This is a genomic window from Pseudoruminococcus sp. (genome assembly GCF_047012705.1).
Classification (GTDB): domain Bacteria; phylum Bacillota; class Clostridia; order Oscillospirales; family Acutalibacteraceae; genus Pseudoruminococcus.
This window is the reverse complement of the sequence record NZ_JBKXNW010000002.1, coordinates 1-19,450: the sequence shown is the minus strand read 5'-3', so window position 1 is coordinate 19,450 and position 19,450 is coordinate 1. Positions and strand designations below refer to the sequence as shown.

16 protein-coding genes, 3 tRNA genes and 1 pseudogene are annotated in these 19,450 nt (G+C 36.9%); 5 read left to right on the top strand and 15 right to left on the bottom strand.

Annotated elements, in window-relative coordinates; translation table 11 throughout:
- Positions 1-18: 18 nt before the first annotated feature.
- The 8 genes from ACLU24_RS01990 to ACLU24_RS01955 all read right to left on the bottom strand — a co-directional run bounded on the left by ACLU24_RS01990 (position 19) and on the right by ACLU24_RS01955 (position 9,751).
- Positions 19-573, bottom strand: coding sequence for a sortase family protein (locus ACLU24_RS01990; protein ID WP_412610005.1), 555 nt, complete (start codon positions 571-573; stop codon positions 19-21).
- Positions 560-1,510, bottom strand: coding sequence for a Cna B-type domain-containing protein (locus ACLU24_RS01985; protein WP_412610003.1), 951 nt, complete (start codon positions 1,508-1,510; stop codon positions 560-562). Before ACLU24_RS01985 ends, ACLU24_RS01990 begins: the two co-directional genes overlap by 14 nt.
- Positions 1,507-2,352, bottom strand: a complete 846-nt coding sequence (locus ACLU24_RS01980) for a class C sortase (protein ID WP_412610001.1) — start codon at positions 2,350-2,352, stop codon at positions 1,507-1,509. The genes ACLU24_RS01985 and ACLU24_RS01980 overlap by 4 nt, the downstream gene beginning before the upstream one ends.
- Before the next feature lie 454 nt (positions 2,353-2,806).
- Positions 2,807-5,335, bottom strand: coding sequence for a SpaA isopeptide-forming pilin-related protein (locus tag ACLU24_RS01975; protein WP_412609999.1), 2,529 nt, complete (start codon positions 5,333-5,335; stop codon positions 2,807-2,809).
- A 98-nt stretch (positions 5,336-5,433) separates the two neighbouring features.
- Positions 5,434-6,012: a signal peptidase I gene (gene lepB / locus ACLU24_RS01970; RefSeq protein WP_412609997.1), complete on the bottom strand. Its 579-nt coding sequence runs from the start codon at positions 6,010-6,012 to the stop codon at positions 5,434-5,436.
- Entirely contained in the window at positions 5,999-6,331 is a 333-nt protein-coding gene (locus ACLU24_RS01965; RefSeq protein ID WP_412609995.1) for a DNA repair protein, read from the bottom strand. Before ACLU24_RS01965 ends, lepB begins: the two co-directional genes overlap by 14 nt.
- Before the next feature lie 204 nt (positions 6,332-6,535).
- Positions 6,536-8,908, bottom strand: a complete 2,373-nt coding sequence (locus ACLU24_RS01960; protein ID WP_412609993.1) for an HAD-IC family P-type ATPase — start codon at positions 8,906-8,908, stop codon at positions 6,536-6,538.
- Positions 8,909-9,034: 126 nt separating this feature from the next.
- The gene (locus ACLU24_RS01955; RefSeq protein WP_412609991.1) at positions 9,035-9,751 is read right to left on the bottom strand and encodes a JAB domain-containing protein; all 717 of its coding nucleotides are present in this window, start codon (positions 9,749-9,751) and stop codon (positions 9,035-9,037) included.
- A gap of 255 nt (positions 9,752-10,006) precedes the next feature.
- On the opposite strand from ACLU24_RS01955, the gene ACLU24_RS01950 reads away from it, so the two are divergent.
- Together ACLU24_RS01950 and ACLU24_RS01945 are read left to right on the top strand one after the other, a co-directional pair.
- A tRNA-Gln gene (locus tag ACLU24_RS01950) sits at positions 10,007-10,080 on the top strand.
- A 35-nt stretch (positions 10,081-10,115) separates the two neighbouring features.
- Positions 10,116-10,192 (top strand) — tRNA-Pro (locus ACLU24_RS01945).
- A 176-nt stretch (positions 10,193-10,368) separates the two neighbouring features.
- On the opposite strand, the gene ACLU24_RS01940 is transcribed toward ACLU24_RS01945, so the two are convergent.
- Complete coding sequence (locus ACLU24_RS01940) at positions 10,369-11,220, bottom strand: IS3 family transposase (RefSeq protein WP_412610340.1); 852 nt, start codon at positions 11,218-11,220, stop codon at positions 10,369-10,371.
- Complete coding sequence (locus ACLU24_RS01935; RefSeq protein WP_412609989.1) at positions 11,220-11,756, bottom strand: helix-turn-helix domain-containing protein; 537 nt, start codon at positions 11,754-11,756, stop codon at positions 11,220-11,222. Before ACLU24_RS01935 ends, ACLU24_RS01940 begins: the two co-directional genes overlap by 1 nt.
- 107 nt (positions 11,757-11,863) lie before the next feature.
- Between ACLU24_RS01935 and ACLU24_RS01930 the strand changes: the two genes are divergently transcribed.
- Positions 11,864-12,999 (top strand): IS3 family transposase gene (locus tag ACLU24_RS01930; RefSeq protein WP_412609987.1). Its coding sequence is split into 2 segments (ribosomal slippage): positions 11,864-12,113 and positions 12,113-12,999, totalling 1,137 coding nucleotides; the frame shifts between segments, so codons are not numbered across the junction.
- A gap of 31 nt (positions 13,000-13,030) precedes the next feature.
- Here ACLU24_RS01930 and ACLU24_RS01925 read toward each other — a convergent pair.
- Together ACLU24_RS01925 and ACLU24_RS01920 are read right to left on the bottom strand one after the other, a co-directional pair.
- Complete coding sequence (locus tag ACLU24_RS01925) at positions 13,031-13,582, bottom strand: alpha/beta fold hydrolase (RefSeq protein ID WP_412609985.1); 552 nt, start codon at positions 13,580-13,582, stop codon at positions 13,031-13,033.
- A gap of 127 nt (positions 13,583-13,709) precedes the next feature.
- Positions 13,710-14,699: a DUF6270 domain-containing protein gene (locus tag ACLU24_RS01920; protein ID WP_412609983.1), complete on the bottom strand. Its 990-nt coding sequence runs from the start codon at positions 14,697-14,699 to the stop codon at positions 13,710-13,712.
- A gap of 352 nt (positions 14,700-15,051) precedes the next feature.
- Here ACLU24_RS01920 and ACLU24_RS01915 point away from each other — a divergent pair.
- A pseudogene (locus tag ACLU24_RS01915) lies at positions 15,052-15,917 on the top strand (EamA family transporter).
- Positions 15,918-16,575: 658 nt separating this feature from the next.
- Positions 16,576-16,664: transfer RNA gene (locus ACLU24_RS01910), tRNA-Ser, on the top strand.
- Between the two features lie 52 nt (positions 16,665-16,716).
- Here ACLU24_RS01910 and ACLU24_RS01905 read toward each other — a convergent pair.
- From ACLU24_RS01905 to ACLU24_RS01895, 3 genes are all read right to left on the bottom strand, one after another.
- A complete protein-coding gene (locus tag ACLU24_RS01905) occupies positions 16,717-17,922 on the bottom strand; it encodes a tyrosine-type recombinase/integrase (protein WP_412609981.1) in 1,206 nt (401 codons plus the stop codon).
- 122 nt (positions 17,923-18,044) lie between these two features.
- Positions 18,045-18,956: a ParB/RepB/Spo0J family partition protein gene (locus tag ACLU24_RS01900; protein ID WP_412609979.1), complete on the bottom strand. Its 912-nt coding sequence runs from the start codon at positions 18,954-18,956 to the stop codon at positions 18,045-18,047.
- Positions 18,957-19,256: 300 nt separating this feature from the next.
- On the bottom strand, positions 19,257-19,415 hold the full coding sequence (locus ACLU24_RS01895; protein ID WP_412610339.1) for a hypothetical protein: 159 nt from the start codon (positions 19,413-19,415) through the stop codon (positions 19,257-19,259).
- Positions 19,416-19,450 lie beyond the last annotated feature (35 nt).

Genomic DNA, 19,450 nt, shown 5'->3' with positions numbered 1-19,450 from the left:
TGCTCTGTACTTTCTAAATTATTCACTATAAATTATGATGTAGGAACTATTATATTTTACAAAAATCGTTAAAGCTTGATTATCAGATTGAAATTTTTCAGAATTGATATTATCTGAATGGGTTATTCGCTTAACTTTATAGCGAAATACATTGCCATATAGGTCTGTGAATATAATCTGCTCTCTTACCTCAATTTTATCGGCGAAATTAAATTGATTTTCCAAATACCTCCCCTCTATAATAAGTGAATAATTATATATACTTCCGCTATAAACTTTTGGCATATACTCCTCAAATTCTGAATATATCGGTAGCTTTATTCCATAGCTTGGCACTTCAATAAGTCCGATAAAGTCACAGCCATCTATTTCAATACTTGGCATTTCACAAGCAAAACTGTTTGAAACACCAACCTCGCTTTTTTTCGGAATAAGCTTTTCTATCTTTTCAGCAATTATTGATAGGTTTTCATCAGATTTATTAAATTTCTGCAAATTAAAAATCAATAATAACAGTAAACTTAATATAAGCACCAAACCTGTAATTAGTAATAATCTATTAAATTTTTTCATTAAGCTTATTTCTTTTCCTTGAAATTATCAAAACAGTTATAATTAAAGCTGTTCCAAGTGTTGCAAATGCAATAGTATAAATCTTGCTATTAGTATCGCCAGTCTTTGGCGGAGTGGTAATTTTTTCTGAAGAAGTGTTCACTATAACAAAGCTTTTTGCATTTTTCTCTATGCTGACCTTATAACCATTTGGAATATTTCGCTCAACAACTGTCCATTCACTGCCATCGTCAACTGCTCTCCAGAAATACGACCAGTTATTCTCGCTATTAAGAGTCTTGCTCTCTTGAAACTCTCCATTTTTATATATAGCAATCTCAACACTGCTTGGTCGTTTATCACTATTTGAATCTTTCCACAGCTTTACTGCTTCATACTCAACTTGACTATTTACTGGTTCTGTTTTAATAGATTTAGGTTTTGCATTAATACTGTAATTCAGTTTACCATCATCATTAACTATTGGAATTGAAAGTACAAATTCAGAAAAATGATATATTTGATTGTTTTCTGCAGCGTCAACTGCCGATACCAAATACAGGCCACAGGATAAATCCGAAAATACTGCCTTACCATTGTGGTCTGTTATGGCTGTTTTGGTCGGTGAAATATTATCCGCAAGCATATATGAATTAAGTGTTGTACTTAATTGTTTCCATTCACTTTGCGAGGATATATCATTTATGCTTATAGGATAATTTGCAAATTTTCCGATCAAAGTATACTGAAAATCTTCTGAAACCTCTGCTACTTTATATAATTGTACATTCAGTTCATCAAATTGCATTTCGCCTGAAGAATAAAGCAATTCCAAAGAGCAGAGCCTTGTTATATCAATTTTTTCTTTAGCATCGACTGAGGATAATGCCATTGTAGTTGATATAGGCATAAGCATAGATAGCATAATTGTAATTATAACAATAAGCCTCTTTTTCATATTTCCTCTCCCTCCTCTTCTAATGGCAGTTTTTGCTTTATTGGTTTAAAGAATACATAAATTATCAATAAAAGTAAAATAGGCAATGCAACGGCAGAGGTAACTATAAATTTATCTATAATATATGCATCTGATGTTATTGATAAATTTTCTTCTTCGATATTTTCAGTTCTTACGCCACGAACAAGCAATCTGTGGGTGTTTATTCCATAGGGTGTACAAGTCAGCAAAGTGCAATAATCCTTACCGCTCTCAAGCTGAACATCGTTTATATCCGCAGGATTTACTATTCTTATTTGGTCAACCTTATATGTCAATATTCGATCAAGAATTGTAATCTTAAAAGTATCTCCCTCCTCAAGCTTATCTAATTCGGAAAATAGCTTTGCTGAGGGAAGTCCTCTATGTGCAGATAAAACCGAATGTGTGCCTTCTCCTCCGATAGGAAAACTTGAACCTTCAAGATGTCCGCAAGCAGAGCTAAGAACTGTATCACTTGTACCATGATAAATAGGAAGTTCCACTCTGAGCTTATCAATAGAAATATACCCTATCATACCATTATCATTGATATTCAAAGTATCTTCGTAATTTTTAAGCTTTGTATATTCCGTAAGCGGAGAATCTAAATCAGCAAGACTTTTATTATAATTTTCCGCCTGTTCAAATATCTTGCTATAATCTTCAGGCTTAATATTTTTTACATAGTCATTATAGTCCTCTACGGCTCTCGATTGTCTTTTCATATTCCAATAATTGCTCACTGATGGATATAGCAATATCGACAAGCCTATAAAAAATATGCCAAGTAATATAAGGCTTATAATTTTTCTTTTATTCATAGCTATCTTCCCATGCTTATCATTTTATTTAGGGTTCGATAGTAGCTTTGAAAAGCTATCAAGTTCAAGGTTTTAGCAACATTATCTTTCAGTGAACCCCCTGCGAGGGTTCCCTACGAAAAACATTCCACCGGAATGTTTTTCTACCCTCCTGCGCTTAAAGAAGTATAGAGAGTTTCGCCGTCTGCGGACGGCGACCAAAGGCTCTGCCTTTGGAAACTGCAAGCTTTTGAAAAAGCTTGAGCAAAACTTTTAGCTGTCTTAGGAAAGTACAGTAGTTAATTGAGAATTTCCTCGACCGCGGCAACAATCTTCCCTAATATATTACGAGCGAGACTTGTCGCAGATAGTCATCTGATGCGATTCCGTGTCTTGACAGTGGCGGCACGCCACCGCATAAAAATCGAGGAAGAGCGGAGTTTCGCTCTCCCTCGGAGAAATACTTTATATAGCTTTAAATATCTTCTTTGCTCATTCTCTTATTTGTTACAAGGAATAAACCAGCACCCACAGCAATCAACGCACCAAGTGATATAAAGATTATTGTACCTACCCCACCTGTTTCAGGAAGAAGTGTACCCTTTGAGTTAGCTAATGGAGTTATTACGCAGTTTATATCATCAATAGTAGCATCAGAAGTATCTTTGCTTACTGTTACATTAACAGGGTCTTTAAGCTGGTTATAGCCTGCCGGTGCAGCTGTTTCAACGAACTGATAACCTCCGTCTTTAAGACCGATTATAAGGATTTCACCATCAGCAGGAGTTATAACTTCATTTAATACACTTGTCGTATCTGTATATACACAATCTGCATAAGCTTGTGTTGTAGCATTATTGATATAATAAACATCGTTCATACTCTTGGACTTCAAAAGTGTGATAACATTTCCGTTTGAATCTTTAAGCTGGAATTTTGCACCTGCAAGCGGTGTACGCTCTTCTGTATTTGCAACATATTTTAATATACCAAGACCAAATGTATAAGTAACAACTGTCTTTTCTTCGTCGTTATATTCGCCCTTGTCAGTTATCCATTGAAGTTCAGCTGTATTTGTGTTTTTCTCTACATCTTCAACGCCAATATCAGCATTTGCCATAAGTGTTCCGCTATATGTCAATTCTATATCAATAGTAACATTTATACGAGAAGTGTCATTCGGATATAGCGCCTCATCAACAATCTTTCCGGATTCTTTACTCCATTTGTATGAAACAACATTTTGAATATCTGAATGTACGGAAATATTGCCGTCTTTAGGTATAGAATTTTGAATATAGAAATTTGGTTCCGGTATTGATATATAAAATTTCTCACTCTTATTGCTATTTCCGTATTTAGCCGTTACTGTAATCTTATCTGCCGGGTGCTGTGCTGTAATCTTTATCCATACATATTTTTGCATCCATTTTTCGTTTTCTATTTGTTTGCCGGGGTCGTGCAAATTCCAGAGAACAGCGTCTGTCGGGTCGGTAACAGTCCAAGTGGCGTGAGCTTCATTGGTATTTTCATAGAAAACTCTGCTTTCGCCGACATTCATTTCTATAGTTGAATTTGCTCTGATATAAGTTCCTGTGGTGACATTTACAGAAGCCACCTGATATATAGAAAAGCTTTCAACAGGAATGGTAATACTTCCATCTTGATTTGATTCTGCTTTATGTTCGGTATATGCAATGCTATCATCTGATTTTTCTGCTGATGAAGGAACTGCATTAAGCTCATCTTTAAATAATGGCAAGCTTTCTTCAGAAAGCTCGGCAAATTGAAGTGTGTCGGAATCTATCGCCTTATCTATTGCCAAAGTATCGTCCATAAGATGAGCAACAAATAAATCATATTTTTCAGAATCGTAACTGCCATTAAGCTTTTTAATATTCATTTTAAGCGGTTCGCTTGGAGTAAATTTATGACCATACTTATCCACTACTGAAATATCCAATGTATCAAGCTTAACCTCAAAAGGAAGTTCATCTTCCAATCCTTGAAGATTTTCCTTGATGTAATCGGACATTTTTTCAGATACATTATTTAGCTTGAGAATGCTATCCTTTGGAAGCTTACCAGAAACGCTTACAGAAAGTGTTTCTGAATTTGCGTTCAATTCTTGCTGTGAAGCAGTATCGTTTAAAAGTTTCTGATACTTTTTCTCAAAGGTTGATTGCTCGTTTTCATTAAGACTTATCCAAAAATCCTCAAACTCGCTATCACCAAGTATAGACCACAATTCATCGAGTGTAGAGGCTTCAAGCACTTTTTGATAGGTACTTTCATATGCGCCATAATCTATATCTTTCCATTGTGCTATGAGAGCGGCATCTTCTGTAAGCTTATAGGCACCTGCTGATTTGTATATCGTTCCGTCAGATGCTTTCCAGCCTATAAAGCATTTATCTTTTAATATAGGTTCTTCTTTCGGCAGAGTATATATCTCATCGCTTGAACCTGTTATTTTTTCAAATACTCCGTTTCCACCATTAGTATCAAAGCTTATGTTGCACTCATTAATTATTTTTATATTTATGCTTTTTTCTGATAATTCTGAACCTAAAATAACTGTTGTACCCTTAGGAATATCTTTTTGAATTGTCAATAAGCCGATATCACTATCAAAATTTATGTAATCGCTATTGTTAACTTTAAACGAGCTTGTATTACCACTGAAATATATATTTTGTGTTTCTTGCGTTGACCTTAGATAAATTGTTCTGCCGATAAAAGACTCTATATTGATTGAGCTTTTTTTGCTTAATTCTTGACACTCTTTAAGTTTTCCGTCTGAAAGTTCATATATTTGTGGCAGTTTTTCTTCTATGATAAAAGAATCTGATGAAGCCTCTAAGGTAATTGCAGGCAATATCAACGCATATGTTGTCACAAATACTGCTATACTACACAGCACTGAAATGATACGATACCACACACGCTTTCGCCTATGTCTAAGGTTCAGTTTTTCAAGCTCAAACTGAAATTCATTTCTCATAACTTATGCCTCTCTTATCGTGGGGTATTTCCATTGCTTTAGTTCGTAAATACAATGGATATTCTTGCATTAAAAAATGCTACTGAAGTAACTACCAATTATGTTTTTTGTTTATAAACTCTGAAAATTATTTTTCCGACTATTTCTTCCCTATTTACACAGCCGACCACCGATTTTCTGGAATCTATGCTTGTTTTTCTATGATCACCCATTACAAAAAACGAATTTTCTGGTACTTGATAGGGATATTTTATGTCATTTTCGCCATAGGATTTTTCAGTTACATACGGTTCGTCTAAAAGCTTATCATCAACATAAACATTTCCCTTATCATCTATATTTACCCATTGCATAGAACCTGCGACTATTCGCTTAACAAGTATATGGTTATTATAGTAGAATGCAATTATATCTCCTGTATTATAATTTCCGTCCTTAACAGAAACTACTATATCCCCTTCCGAAAAGGTCGGTGACATTGAGTTTCCATAAATCTGCAATACAGGCAAAAATAAAGTTGCTACTAACACACTGAAAGCAGATACAATTACAAGTGCAAAAAATGTACTTCGCAAAATCTTCCTATACTTCGATTTATACTTTTCTCTGTGTAATTCCTTTTCAAGCTGTTCTAAGGTCGGAATTTCTTTATATAGATGTTTACTACGACTTTTCATTTTCTTTTCCTTTCGATAGTTTAAATTCAACGCTGTTGTCGGCTATTACTTCATCAATCGGCTTTTCTGCTACGGAATTAAGCATTTTAATATTATCTATATATTGTTCAGCCGCCTTTTGTGCCGCAATAAAAACACCATTCAACTTTAAGGCTGCTTCTGCAATAGAGCCTGATTCCTTAATAGCTATACGCCTTTCACTAAGATCCGCCTCAGCTTCATCAAGCTTTTTCTGAAGCCGTTCCAACTTTTTTTCTTGCATAATAAGCATTTCAAGAAGTTCTCTGCGATTCAGTCTTCTGAGTTCTTTCTCTGTCATTTCATTTTCCTCCTACTATAACATTAAAAATGTACTTGACCTCTTTAAGGAAGATTGATATATCAACAAATTATTTATATGCAGACAGACCTTTCTTCTATTCATTTGGATTTATAAAAATTTCAAAATAAAAAGCACTCAATCCCAATAAAAATGGAATCAAGTGCTTTTATATAATATCTTATTTTAAATTCAAATTAATAATTATCTTTTTATCCTTTGCTTATTTTCTATTTTATTCACTATATGCATTGTAATCTTTCTGAATAACCAGAAAATCAAGACGCAAATTGCAAATATTACAACTAAGTTTATTGTCATTTTACCAGTAAATAATGTAAGCGAGAATAGATTTCTAAAGCATAAAATACCTATTGCCAAGCCTGCTATCATCGTTACAAAAAGTGCAATTCTAAGCTTATTAAACGGCAAGCATTTTTCAAAGAGAACTATTATTCCCATAACGGAAACCACTGCTACTGCAAGCGTTACATATTGCTCATGAGAAATTTTAAGTATACTTTCAGAAATAATTACAAGCATAACGCTTACAACCGACGCAAGTCCTCCAGGCAATGAACTTTTAACAATATTATTAAAGAATGAACCTTTAATTCTGTTTTTATTTGGCTCAAGTGCAAGTATAAAAGACGGAATACCTATTGTAAATGCATTAACAAGCGTCATTTGAATTGGTTCAAATGGTGCGGCAGTATTTACGAAAAGGAAGATTATAGCAAGAACCGTCATATAGATTGTCTTAACCAAGAATAACGATGCTGAACGCTCTATATTATTTATAGTTCGTCTGCCCTCTGCAACAACCTTTGGCATAGATGCGAAATTAGAATTTAGCAACACAAGCTGCGATACATTTCTTGCAGCATCACTTCCTGAAGCCATAGCAACACTGCAATCGGCCTCTTTAAGTGCAAGAACATCATTAACGCCATCACCTGTCATAGCTACTGTATGTCCATTAGCTTGAAGCGCTTGTACGAACTTTTTCTTTTGTGCCGGTGTTACTCTGCCGAATACGGTATTTTCAAGTATCGCTTTTTCTATATCTTCGTCAGTTTTGAGAGTTGTTGCATCAACATACTTATCGTAGTTTTTAACTCCCGCTCTTCTTGCGACATCAGAAACAGTGAGAACATTATCGCCTGAAATAACCTTAATCTCAACACCCTGTTCATCAAAATATTGCAAAGTTTGCGGAGCTTCTGCACGAATTTTATCGACAAGAAGCAACAAGCCACAAATTTCCAAATCATCTGGTAAATCTCTATCATTAAAGTCATTCTTTGAATGAACTATTATAAGCGAACGATAACCCTTTGAATATTTCGCTAAAAGTTCTGAAAGTTCATGAGGAATTTTATCCTTTAGAATAAATTCAGCCGCACCGATTACATAAGTACCTTCTTTCTCAAAATTAGCACCAGACCATTTCTTTTCAGATGAGAATGGCATAATGTTATTCCCTACCCAATCGGTATCATTAGGAAATTTTTCTCTGATTGCGGCAAAGGTAGCATTATTATCATCAAGTGCTGAAGTTAATGCCGTAAGGGCTTTTTCAATCTGTTCGCTTTTGTTATTACCATAAGGAATAACATCAACAAGTTCCATACAGCCCTCTGTAATAGTACCCGTCTTATCAAGACATAGCACATCTACTCTTGCGAGGGTTTCTATACAGTAAAGCTCCTGTACGAGAACCTTATGTTTTGAAAGCCTTATGACGCTTACAGCAAGAACTGTACTTGTCAAAAGAACAAGTCCTTCCGGAATCATTCCTATAAGCTGTGTTACAGTTGAAAGAACTGTTTCTTTAATATTTCCATGAAGACTATATTGATGAATTGCAAGACCTGCTCCAATAGGTACTATAAAGAAGGTTACTATTTTTATAATCTTCTTTAGAGTATCCATAATTTCTGAATTGATTTTCTTAATATACTTTGTCTGTGCCGAAATAGATGAAGCATAATTGTCTTTACCTACACATTCTACTCTCGCACGACAGCTGCCACTTACTATAAAGCTTCCCGAAAGCAATTTATCGCCTTTTTGTTTATGTATAGAATCTGATTCACCTGTAAGAAGTGATTCATTAACATCACAACCACCTGAAATCAATATACAGTCTGACGGAATCTGATTACCATTAGAAAGCTCTAAAATGTCATCAAGTACAATATCATTTACTCCGATTTCCTGTATTTTTCCATCTCTGATAACCTTAACCTTTACAGACGAAATAATAGAAAGCTTATCAATCGTTCTCTTCGCACGAATTTCCTGAAAAATTCCTATTGCTATATTACAGAACATAACACCAAGGAAAAGCATATTTTTATAAGAACCAACAAGAAAAACCGCTATACCGAGAACAATATTAATTATATTAAAAAGCGTAAGAGTATTATCAAGAATAATTCTCTTTATACTTTTCGTAGGAACATCTGCATTATGATTAACTAAATCAAGTTCTATCTGCCGCTTAACCTGTTCCCCGGTTAAGCCAATCTTAGGGTCAGCCTTTATACGCTGCCGAGCTTGTTCTTCGCTCATAAGCTACACCTCTCATTTTTAATTTTAAATATTATTGATATAGTTATATACAAACAGCTACATTTAGAATTATATCAATCCAAATATTTATTGTCAATTAATAAACTCTTACATTTTGGTAATAAATCAATCGCTGTCATAATCAAACATTCTCGAAAATGGCGGCGTTGATGAAAGTGAGATATAATCTCTATCAGCAACAATAATATGGTCAGCAAGATGTACCCCTATGGCGTCTAAGGCATCGGCTATATCGGCAGTTGCCTCTAAATCTGCCCTCGACGGAAAAGCTATTCCACTTGGATGATTATGTGCAATTATAACTGTAACAGCTTTGCACCTTGCCGCTATACCGACTATATCCTTTGAAAACATAGGTGCAGAGCTTGCATCGCCCTTAGAAATTATACCTGAATATTTTTCTTTTCCCTTAGCATCAAGAAAAAACGCATATACACATTCTTCATTTTTTCCTGCAAATAGATGAACCATCTTTTTACCTATGTTTTCATCTGTAATAATCTTTTCCTCGTTATCAAATTTATCGCTTTGATATGCTCTCGAAAGGTCAGGTATCATATGCAAAAGAACGGCCGCATTATAAGAAAGTCCCTGCTGCATTAAAATATCTATCGGTGCGTCAAAAACAGCAGAAAGCGAACCGCAAGCCTCTAAAAGTCTATGAGCAATATCATTCGTATTCTTTCTTGGTACAGCATAAAACAAAAGCATTTCTAATATTTCGTGCTGCTCAAATACATCTATGCCCTTATTGACATATTTATTCCTCATTCTTTCTCTATGCCCTTCATGGACATTTTTCTTTTTATTTTCCTGTTCCAAAAAATCACCACCAAGTAATTGAGGCTTTTATATAGATTAAAGACATATGATACTTTATTTCTATTAAAAATTTCCATTTAATTATAACAAAATTTTTAATTTATAGCAATATAAAGACTATTTATTTTACAGCTTGTTTATAATTTTCAAATTTATGGAGTTTTTTAAATTTTTTTCAAAAAAGCTATTGACATTTCAGAAATTTAGAGTATAATAGTCTATGTTGTCAATCAACAAACGGCAATAAATCAGTTTTGCGGAATTGTGTAAAGGTAGCACAGCAGACTCTGACTCTGTTTGTCTGGGTTCGAATCCTAGTTCCGCAGCCAACTAAAACCTCGCTCTTTGAGCGAGGTTTCTTAAACGAGGTGTAGCTCAGCTTGGTGGAGCGCTGTGTTCGGGACGCAGAGGCCGCTGGTTCGAATCCAGTCACCTCGACCATACTGTAATAAACTCGCATAAACAAGCCGTTTGTGCGAGTTTATTTTTGTTTGTACACGCTTTTTACACGATTTATTATGCAAAAATAAAAAATAATGTTTTCAGGGCAAACAAAAAGAGCTGTACCCACACGAAAGTGTGATATGTACCCAGAATTCTGGACACATATTTATAAATTAAGCTGAACACATGGATGTCTTCCTGTATTGTACAGGAGGCATCCATTTTGTTTTTGCCTGAATTCTTTTATTGTTGTAATAATCTATATATTCTTTGACAGCTTTTGCAAACTCATCAAATGTTTTATAAGCATTTTCGTACCCATAATACATTTCATTCTTCATCCTACCAAAGAATGTTTCCATAATACAGTTATCGTAGCAATTGCCCTTTCGTGACATACTCTGGATAATGCCATGTTCTTTTAAACAATTCTGATAGTAAGTGTGCTGGTATTGCCATCCTTGATCTGAATGAAAAATCAATCCAGTTACATTTGGGAAACTTCTAAATGCTTGATCAAGCATTCTTTTTATTTGTTCCATATTGGGGCTTAATGAGATGTCATAAGATATTATTTCATTTGTTGCCATATCAAGTATTGGAGACAAATAACATTTACCCCAAGAAAAATTGAACTGAGATATATCGGTTGTCCACTTTTGAAGTGGTTTATCGGCAGTAAAATTTCTATCTATTATGTTGCTAGCAATTCTTCCAATTTCACCTTTGTAAGAATGATATTTCTCCTTTGGACGCTTGCCTATCATTCTAGTTTCGTGCATAATGCGCTGTACTCGTTTGTGATTCACCTCATAGCCTCTATTACGTAGTTCTCTGTAGACACGTCTAACGCCATATCTGCATTTGTTTTGTTCAAAGATAATTTCGATTTCTTTAACCAAATCCGCATTTTTTACAGCAATAACATCTTCTTTGCTAAGCTCAAAGTAGTAAGTGGATTTAGCCATTTGCATAGCTTTAAGAAGATACTTTAATTGATATCCTTTTTCTCTGAGTTCTTTGATTATTGCCGCTTTTTCGCCTTGAGATGCGCAGCTTCCTTTTTTTCTCTCAAGGCGATCTCTTTTTTTATTACTTCAATCTCTGTCTTGATATATTCATTTTCGGCACGAAGTCTAACTAATTCTTCATATTCTGATTCTTCTAACTTCCTTGGCTTATTGTAATTAATCTTCTTCATATCTAGATTCTTTTTGGGACGACCTTTCTTACAATTTACAAGACCATTATATCCCAAAATCATATATTTGTGAACCCATTGATATAATAGACCATCACCTATTCCTGCAGAAAATGCAACAGATTTGTTAGATTCACCAGCCAAAACACGTGCAACTAAGGCATAACGTTCCTCTGGAGTCCATTCTTTGTTATTCCCTTTGTGTCTTAATGCATCAGGACCACATGCATCCTCAATTCTAACCCATTTACGAACTGTTATATGAAACGCCTTAGTGCTTAGACCATCTGGTGTATCAGGCCATTGACCCTGTCGATATAATTCTACGGCATTTCTTTTGTACTCATAACTATAACGCATAAAAATAACCCTCCTTACTGGTTTTGTCCAGCAAAGAGGGTATGGATATATAATAAAAAAGTGGACAAGTATGATAAAATAGAAGACAGAAAAAGGAGGAATAAAAAATGTCTTCAAAAAATCCGAAATACACCCAGGAATATAAGCAAACAATAGTCAATCTGTACCATTCGGGAAAAACATATTCTGAAATACACAAGGAATATGGAATTTCTCACAGTGCTTTATCCAATTGGATAAAGCAGTACTCAGAAGTAAAAATTGATGATGAAACAGTTTTTACAGCCAAACAAATAAAGGAGCTTCAAAAACGCAATGCCCAACTTGAGGAGGAAAATCTAATACTAAAAAAAGCCATTGCGATATTCACGCCAAACTCAGGCAAAGACTGAATGCCGTAAAGCTGCTGTCATCGGAACACGCTGTTACAACGCTTTGCCGCGTTCTTTGTGTCAACCGAAGCACATATTACAAATTTCTTCATCACAAGCCCTCCGAAAGAGAGCTTGAAAACCGTAGGATTCGAAGTTGTATTGCCGAGCTTTATGCAAGGTCAAAAAAACGCTTCGGAGCTTACAAGATAAAAAATTGCCTTGCCGGTGAATATCGCATAAATATAAGTACGCAAAGGGTTTATCGCCTTATGAAAGGTATGAATCTGCCAAAAATGAGTACAATCAAGCCGTCCTATCCAAAACACAAAACAGCTTCGAATGAGCATTGCCCAAACATATTGAAACAGCGTTTTAATCCGTCCCAACCTAATAAAGTATGGGTATGTGATTTTACATATCTTCGTGCCGCGGGAAGATTTTATTACCTTTGTGTAATACTTGATCTGTTTTCAAGAAAGGCTATCGCATATAAGTTATCTCCACATCTCAACACAAAGCTTGCAATTGAAACACTTGATTCAGCTGTCGCCAACCGTAATATTTCAGGCAGCCTACTCTTTCACAGTGACAGAGGTTGTCAGTTTACAGCAGAAGCTTTCAGGAAACATTTGGACGAGCTAAATATTGTTCAGTCATTTTCCGCAAAAGGGCATCCTTATGATAATGCTGTAATGGAGTGCTTTTTCAAATACTTGAAAAAAGAAGAAACCAACCGCAGAACTTACTCTTCCTTTGATGAACTCAAACTGAGCATTTTTCAGTATATCCACGGTTTCTACAATTCTTTCAGACCTCATTCTCACAATAACGGCCTCTCTCCTGATCAGGCAGAAATGAATTTTTTGTAAAATTTGCTCTTTTACTTGTCTACTTTATTGACTATGGTCCAGTTTCTTCTGGAGTTGCGTTATCAAGCTTCTGCATACAGGAGCGTTTTTCAACTTTTTTGATTAAACTATATGGCAAGTGCCTTATCATCCACAACATAGGTTTGATTTTTTTGCCAAAGCCTGCCGCAAGGCTGTCCATTGTCTGCTTAGTAAATGCAGCAGTAGATGATAGGCAAAGTGCTTCTGTCTGTTCAGGATATGCAGCTGCAAAAATTTGTCCTAAATATCCTCCATAAGATGCACCAAAAATTGCAACCTTTGGAATATCGAGCGCCTTGAGTAATTTTGATATTCCTTCTGCAAGACTAACATTATCTTTTAATTCAAACGGATAATCAAAAGTAAGTATTTGGTAATCATTCTCAAGCAATTTAATATATGGCATCCAAAGCTCCGATACTCCCATACCGCCTACTAAAAACATAATCGTTTTCTTGCCCTTTCCGCAAAGCAAATAATTAAAAGTCGCACCATCTACAATCTTGGTTCGGTAATGATGCGTTTTACGAAACTGACTAATTTGTTTTTTAAATTCTTCCATAATTTTTCCTCCAAAATCCTTTTTAAAATTTTATATTTTAAATGTACTAACTATATAGTTAGTTTTTTCTAACCACTTTTCGTTTAAAAATCGCCATAGCGGCGATTTTTAAACTATATAAATTTACTTAATATCGTTTATTCTTTTTCATACCATACTTAATATATAAATCTCTAAAACTCGTATAAAGATTTCTAAGCTTACTATGGCTATATTTAAACTTTAAATCAATATATGAATTTTTGATAAGAGAATAATATTTCGTCATATATAAAGTGTTACAATCATTACAGAGTTGATTTATAATATTCTCTTCTTTTTCTTTTGGGTACTTTTCTTGAATACATTCAAATGCCTTAAAAATGTAATCGTAATATTCTTGGGTATAATGCACAGGAGCTTTACCTAATCTATGCTTACTATCTGCCATCAAATTATCGGGTACCGGAATTATATGACAGCCATTTAACATATCTTTCAATATATTAAAGCATCTAAGCATTCTTTTATTCTCTAAAAGAATATCTTTTCTATATAAAAAAATGTCTATTTCTTTATCTCCATCATATAATAATTCCGCATTTTTATTTTCTACCAAAACAATTTTTTCTACCGGATATATTGATAATATTTCATCTACATAAAATTGTAATCGTCTTTTTAGTTCCTCATCAGACATATCATCTATACATAGCGTGCCTGTAATTTTAGGAATAATCTTATTTTTACTTATAAACTCAATAAAATCCTCAGCTTCAAGTAAACAAGTCAGTTTCTTTTCGCCAATTTGATATAAATTTCTGCGAAGTAACGCACAATCAATTATTAACCAATCGGTTTTTTTACTTTTTATATAATTAACACTATCTCTTGTAAAATCAAGAAAAATACATCTTTTTCTATAATTATAAATATAATTTGAAAAATCAGAGCTTTCATATTTATCCACATCTACAGGGATAGCTTCTTCACATACAGATAAGGGCGAAAACAAATTCACATACTTAAAAATTCTATATCCACCATCATTTTCTTGTGTAAAAAATGAATCTCTTATTATACAGCTACCTAATATATTGATTGAGGCTTTATATACATTACTTGTATTTCTTCCCATAAGCTTCCTCTTTTCTTAATTGATTATATCATATTTATAAAATGAACACAATATCAGAATTTAATTGATATTTATAGAAATCAAAAATTATTTATTAAAAATAATTTCTACTTTCATATTTTCACAAATATAATAAATGATTTATATTAAAGTTATTGATATATAATAAATTACGGAACTAAATTAAATTTTCAAATTTGCCTGATTGCTTGTCTTGTGCTAATATAAGGTAAGAAGATTTATCATTTACCCCTATATTTATTATTGAAACTTTAAAAATGGCACTATATAAATAGTAATTCTATTTAATATAGCATCTTATATTATTTAAATAAAACCAAAGGTGATTTTTATGTGGATACTTTTTGCATTTGGTTCAGCATTTTTTGCAGGTATAACATCAATTCTTGCAAAGTGTGGAATCAGAAAAACCGATTCGGATATAGCAACTGCAATTCGTACAATCATTGTATTAATTTTTCTTGGTTGATGGTTTTTATAGCAGGTTCTATATCTACAATTACAACATTGGATATAAAAACATGGATATTCCTAATTCTATCCGGTTTAGCAACCGGAGTGTCTTGGTTATGTTATTTTAAAGCATTGCAACTTGGCAATGTAAATAAGGTTGTTCCTATTGATAAATCAAGCACAATACTAACCATTCTTTTATCATTTATTCTTCTTGGAGAAAAAATCACATGGATTAAAATCTTTGCTATAATTTCAATTTCTATCGGTACATTTTTGATGATTGAGAAAAAAGAAGTATCACAAGAAAAATCTAGTAAAAAAGGCTGGATATTCTATGCTGTTTTATCAGCAATATTTGCAAGCTTAACTGGTATTCTCGGTAAAATTGGTATTGATGGTGTAGAATCTAATCTTGGTACGGCAATTCGTACCGGTATAGTACTAATAATGGCGTGGGGAATTGTATTTATTAAAAATAAACAACATAAGCTTCATGATATTCCTAAGAATGAACTTATTTTTATTTGTCTTTATGGGCTTGCTACAGGTGCATCTTGGCTTTGTTATTACAAAGCATTACAAGACGGTTTAACAAGCGTAGTAGTTCCTATTGATAAATTGAGCATTTTAGTTTCTATAGGATTTTCATTTATTATATTCAAAGAACGCCTATCTAAAAAAGCTGCTTTAGGACTTCTTTTAATAGTTTTAGGTACATTATTTATGCTTATAAAAATATAATTTCATATCAAAAAAGCTTCCTACATAATAACTTCTTAAAACTTTCTATAGTTTATTAAAATTAATTTTGTGAATTTTCATTTAACCAATATATTCAAAGCCAAGAATTCAGATATTAAATATTTATACATTGTTCTCGAATATTTTCACTTTCAAACAAGCTTATCTTAAATAATTATACTGAGGTTTGATTTGCGTATCCTTTTAAATATTTTTCTTGACATTCTTATTTCTTGAAGATATAATATTATAGTACTTTAAATAGTCTGGAGAGTTATCGAAGTGGTCATAATGAGCTCGACTCGAAATCCTCCGCGGCAAACGGAAGTCCGACTTCCAAAAAGCCTTTAACCGTGCGTGTTTCGGGCACTTTCCCGTCACCGGCACACCTTGAGTTCTAACAGTAATTCTAATACAACTGAATACTTGCGTTAATCTCGGTTTTCCGAGTTAACATATACGGAGACGTATCGAAGTGGTCATAACGGGGCGCACTCGAAATTTCGGCAGGACCTGTGATTTTCGTCCCCCCGATTGTCCTTGATGCTCCTCAACACAGAAAATCTCAAAATCGAATATTTTTTGCTTTCTCTCCTGTTTTCTCCCCAACGAATTTTTGAGCAATTTTTTGGAAGAAAACACGGATAGAAATAGATACGGAGAGTTGTCCGAGAGGTCGAAGGTGCGACACTCGAAATGTCGTGTTCCCAAAAGGAACCTAGGGTTCGAATCCCTAACTCTCCGCCACATCGCCGGAGCAAAGTTCGCTTTGCTCCGGCATTTTTATGCCCAAATTCCATCAATTTGCACTTTCGGTGACTTTCCATTTGCTTTCAAAGCTCCCGCCCTCCGGCAGGGCAAACCCTGTCTCCATCGCCTGCGCCGAGGTGATCTTGGACTTGTAGTCCAAGTGAGCGTAGATGTTCGCCGTGGTGGTAAAGTCGCTGTGACCCAGCCACTCCTGAATGTGCTTGAGGGGTACGCCGTTGGCCAGCAGCAAACTGGCGCAGCTGTGACGCAGATCGTGAAAGCGCATCCGCCGCAGGCCGTGGCTCTCCAGAAATTTCGGGAATGCGTTGGTCAGGTACTCCACCCGCATCCGCTCCCCCAGCTCGTCCACGAACACGAAGCCATCGTATTCATAGTTGTAGCAGTTGCCGCAGACTTGCTTGTTCAGCTCCTGCGCCTCTTTCACCTGCAAAAAGTATTCCCGGAAGCTGCCGATCAGCGGCAGGGTACGCAGACTGGACTTGGTCTTGGCAGACTGCTGTTCAATTTCCGTCTGCTTGCCATCAACAGTAATCGTCGTAACGGTTCGTATGACCGAAATCGTTCCACGCTCAAAGTCGATGGCATCCCATTTCAGCCCTACCACCTCGCCACGGCGAAGGCCGTAAAAAGCGGCTACCAGCACCGGCAGCTCCAGTTTAGTGCCCTGCAGAGCCTCAAACATCTTCTGCATTTCATCCGCCGAAAGAAAGACCGGCTGAAAGCTGTTCTTTCTGGGCCGGTCCACCTTGTCCGCTACATTCTGGATCAGCATATCGGTCTTGACCGCATACTTCAGCGCCGAGTGAATGACGGCGTGATAGTGGATGACGGTGTTAGGCGTGACCCGCCTGAGCATTTCGGAATAAAACATCTGCAAGTGCCGGGCTTCCAGCTCCCGCAGCGTCAACTTCTTTTTGCGGAAATAAGGGACGATGGTGCTTTTCAGCAGTCCTTGATAAGCACCGTAGGTTGCGTGGGCCAGCCGTCCCTTGGCGATCTCCAGCCACTCCAGCAGATAATCGGCGAACAGCATATCGCTGCTCAGGTCGCCCGCCTCTTTGGGCGGCTCAAACTCTGCACGGAGCCTTGCCAGCTCTGCCTCCGCCTTGCGCTTATTTCCCTTTTCGGGAAGTCCCAGCGAGATCCATTTCGTTTTTCGCTGCCCTCCGGCGTTTTTGTAGTTCAGCACGGCATAATACTTGCCGTTTTTCAAAGTCAGATGTCCTGCTACCATTTTGTTTTCCTCCTGTCTTTCTATTTGCAGAACAGAACTCCAAACCGACAGCATTAGTATACCATCGGTTTGGGGTTCTCTCTATTCTGCGATTTGTTTGATCACAGCCGCATCAATACGAATCAGCGGGCATCCCGGTTCCGTTCTCTCTGCCGCTTCAACAGTTCCAGTCCCTTGATGATGTCCCGGCGCATCTGCTCCTCGGTGTAGCCGGAGGGGAAGTATTTCCGCAGTTCCTCCCGCTTGAATTTCAGCTGCTCTTGCTGGTTGGGCTTCGTCTCCGCTAGCACGGCGTAGATCGTCTGGTCATCCAGTACGCCCTCCTGCGCCAGCTTTTTCAGGCGGATGCTCTGGGCGTGGGACGGGGTGCAGTCGTTTAGCGCCATCGCGTCCAGCACCGCTCGCTGCTGATACGAGTCTAAGTAGGAAAGCTCCACCGCCGGATTGAAGGCGATCTTGCCGTCGTCCACCATCGAAAGCAGCTCGGGAATCAGGTAGGTCAGGCGGATATATCTTCGCACTTGGTCTTTACTCTCACCTGCATCGTCTGCCACTTTTTCTACGCTAAGCAACTTCTCTGCAACTTGCACAGAAGCGATGCCCTGATGCTTGATGGCATCCAGCTTCATCTTGTAGGCGAACGCCTTTTCGCTGGGCAGGATGGTCTCTCGCTGCAAGTTGGCGTCCACCATTGCGATCACCGCTTCATCGTCGGACAGCTCCCGGACGATGACGGGCATCGTCTCGACGCCCAGCACCTGACACGCCGCCAGTCTCCGGTGACCAGAGATCAATTCATAGCCGCCGTCGGGCAGCGGCCTTGCCAGTGCCGGGGTAATGGCTCCCACCTTGCGGATGCTCTCGATCATCCGCTGCATCTCCTCGTTGTTCTGCACCTTGAAGGGGTGACCCTTGAACGGGTGCAGCTCGGCCAGTGGAATATTCCGCACCCGCTCCAGTTTGGCATCGTCCCGCTCCGCCTGCGTGGAAAACAGATCGTCCAGCGTGGGTAAAGTAAAATCAGATTTTCTCATTGTGTTGTCCTCACTTTCATAGTTTTTTCTTTCGGGGTTTTAGGGCACGCCCTAACGAGTGTTTTTGCGCTCCGGCCCTGCCGGGAGTAAAAACGCACTGCTCGCTAAGATGACGCAGGCATCGCAAGCAGATACACTGTTTGGCTCCGACAGGAGTAAAAACAGTCTGCTCGCTTCGTCGTCACAAGCTCCGTATCCTTCGTTTCGCCGCAAGCGGCAAAACTCACTCGCTCCGCTGTTCCTCCTCTCCCCAAAAAGTCCAAAGGACTTTTCGGGGACCCCATATGGCGTAATTCTCGCTTACTTTAATTCATTCAAAACTGCTTCCAGCCTGCTCAGAATTTCCTCTTTCTGAAGCTGTGGGAGCTCCGCTTTCAGGCCGTTCAGCATCCGAAACAGGCGGTAATCCCGCTCCCTGATCGCCGCTTTGACCTCTTTTCCAAGCCCCAGCCGCCGCAAGTATTCCGACAGCGACAGAGAACAGAACCGGGCAT

Excerpts from the sequence above, each read along its gene's own strand:
- ACLU24_RS01935 (WP_412609989.1), bottom strand. The coding sequence starts at position 11,756 with ATGCGTTATAGTTATGAGTACAAAAGAAATGCCGTAGAATTATATCGA.
- ACLU24_RS01975 (WP_412609999.1), bottom strand. The coding sequence starts at position 5,335 with ATGAGAAATGAATTTCAGTTTGAGCTTGAAAAACTGAACCTTAGACAT.
- ACLU24_RS01925 (WP_412609985.1), bottom strand. The coding sequence starts at position 13,582 with ATGGAAGAATTTAAAAAACAAATTAGTCAGTTTCGTAAAACGCATCAT.
- ACLU24_RS01990 (WP_412610005.1), bottom strand. The coding sequence starts at position 573 with ATGAAAAAATTTAATAGATTATTACTAATTACAGGTTTGGTGCTTATA.
- ACLU24_RS01900 (WP_412609979.1), bottom strand. The coding sequence starts at position 18,956 with ATGAGAAAATCTGATTTTACTTTACCCACGCTGGACGATCTGTTTTCC.
- ACLU24_RS01985 (WP_412610003.1), bottom strand. The coding sequence starts at position 1,510 with ATGAAAAAGAGGCTTATTGTTATAATTACAATTATGCTATCTATGCTT.
- ACLU24_RS01905 (WP_412609981.1), bottom strand. The coding sequence starts at position 17,922 with ATGGTAGCAGGACATCTGACTTTGAAAAACGGCAAGTATTATGCCGTG.
- lepB (WP_412609997.1), bottom strand. The coding sequence starts at position 6,012 with ATGAAAAGTCGTAGTAAACATCTATATAAAGAAATTCCGACCTTAGAA.
- ACLU24_RS01965 (WP_412609995.1), bottom strand. The coding sequence starts at position 6,331 with ATGACAGAGAAAGAACTCAGAAGACTGAATCGCAGAGAACTTCTTGAA.
- ACLU24_RS01960 (WP_412609993.1), bottom strand. The coding sequence starts at position 8,908 with ATGAGCGAAGAACAAGCTCGGCAGCGTATAAAGGCTGACCCTAAGATT.
- ACLU24_RS01920 (WP_412609983.1), bottom strand. The coding sequence starts at position 14,699 with ATGGGAAGAAATACAAGTAATGTATATAAAGCCTCAATCAATATATTA.
- ACLU24_RS01980 (WP_412610001.1), bottom strand. The coding sequence starts at position 2,352 with ATGAATAAAAGAAAAATTATAAGCCTTATATTACTTGGCATATTTTTT.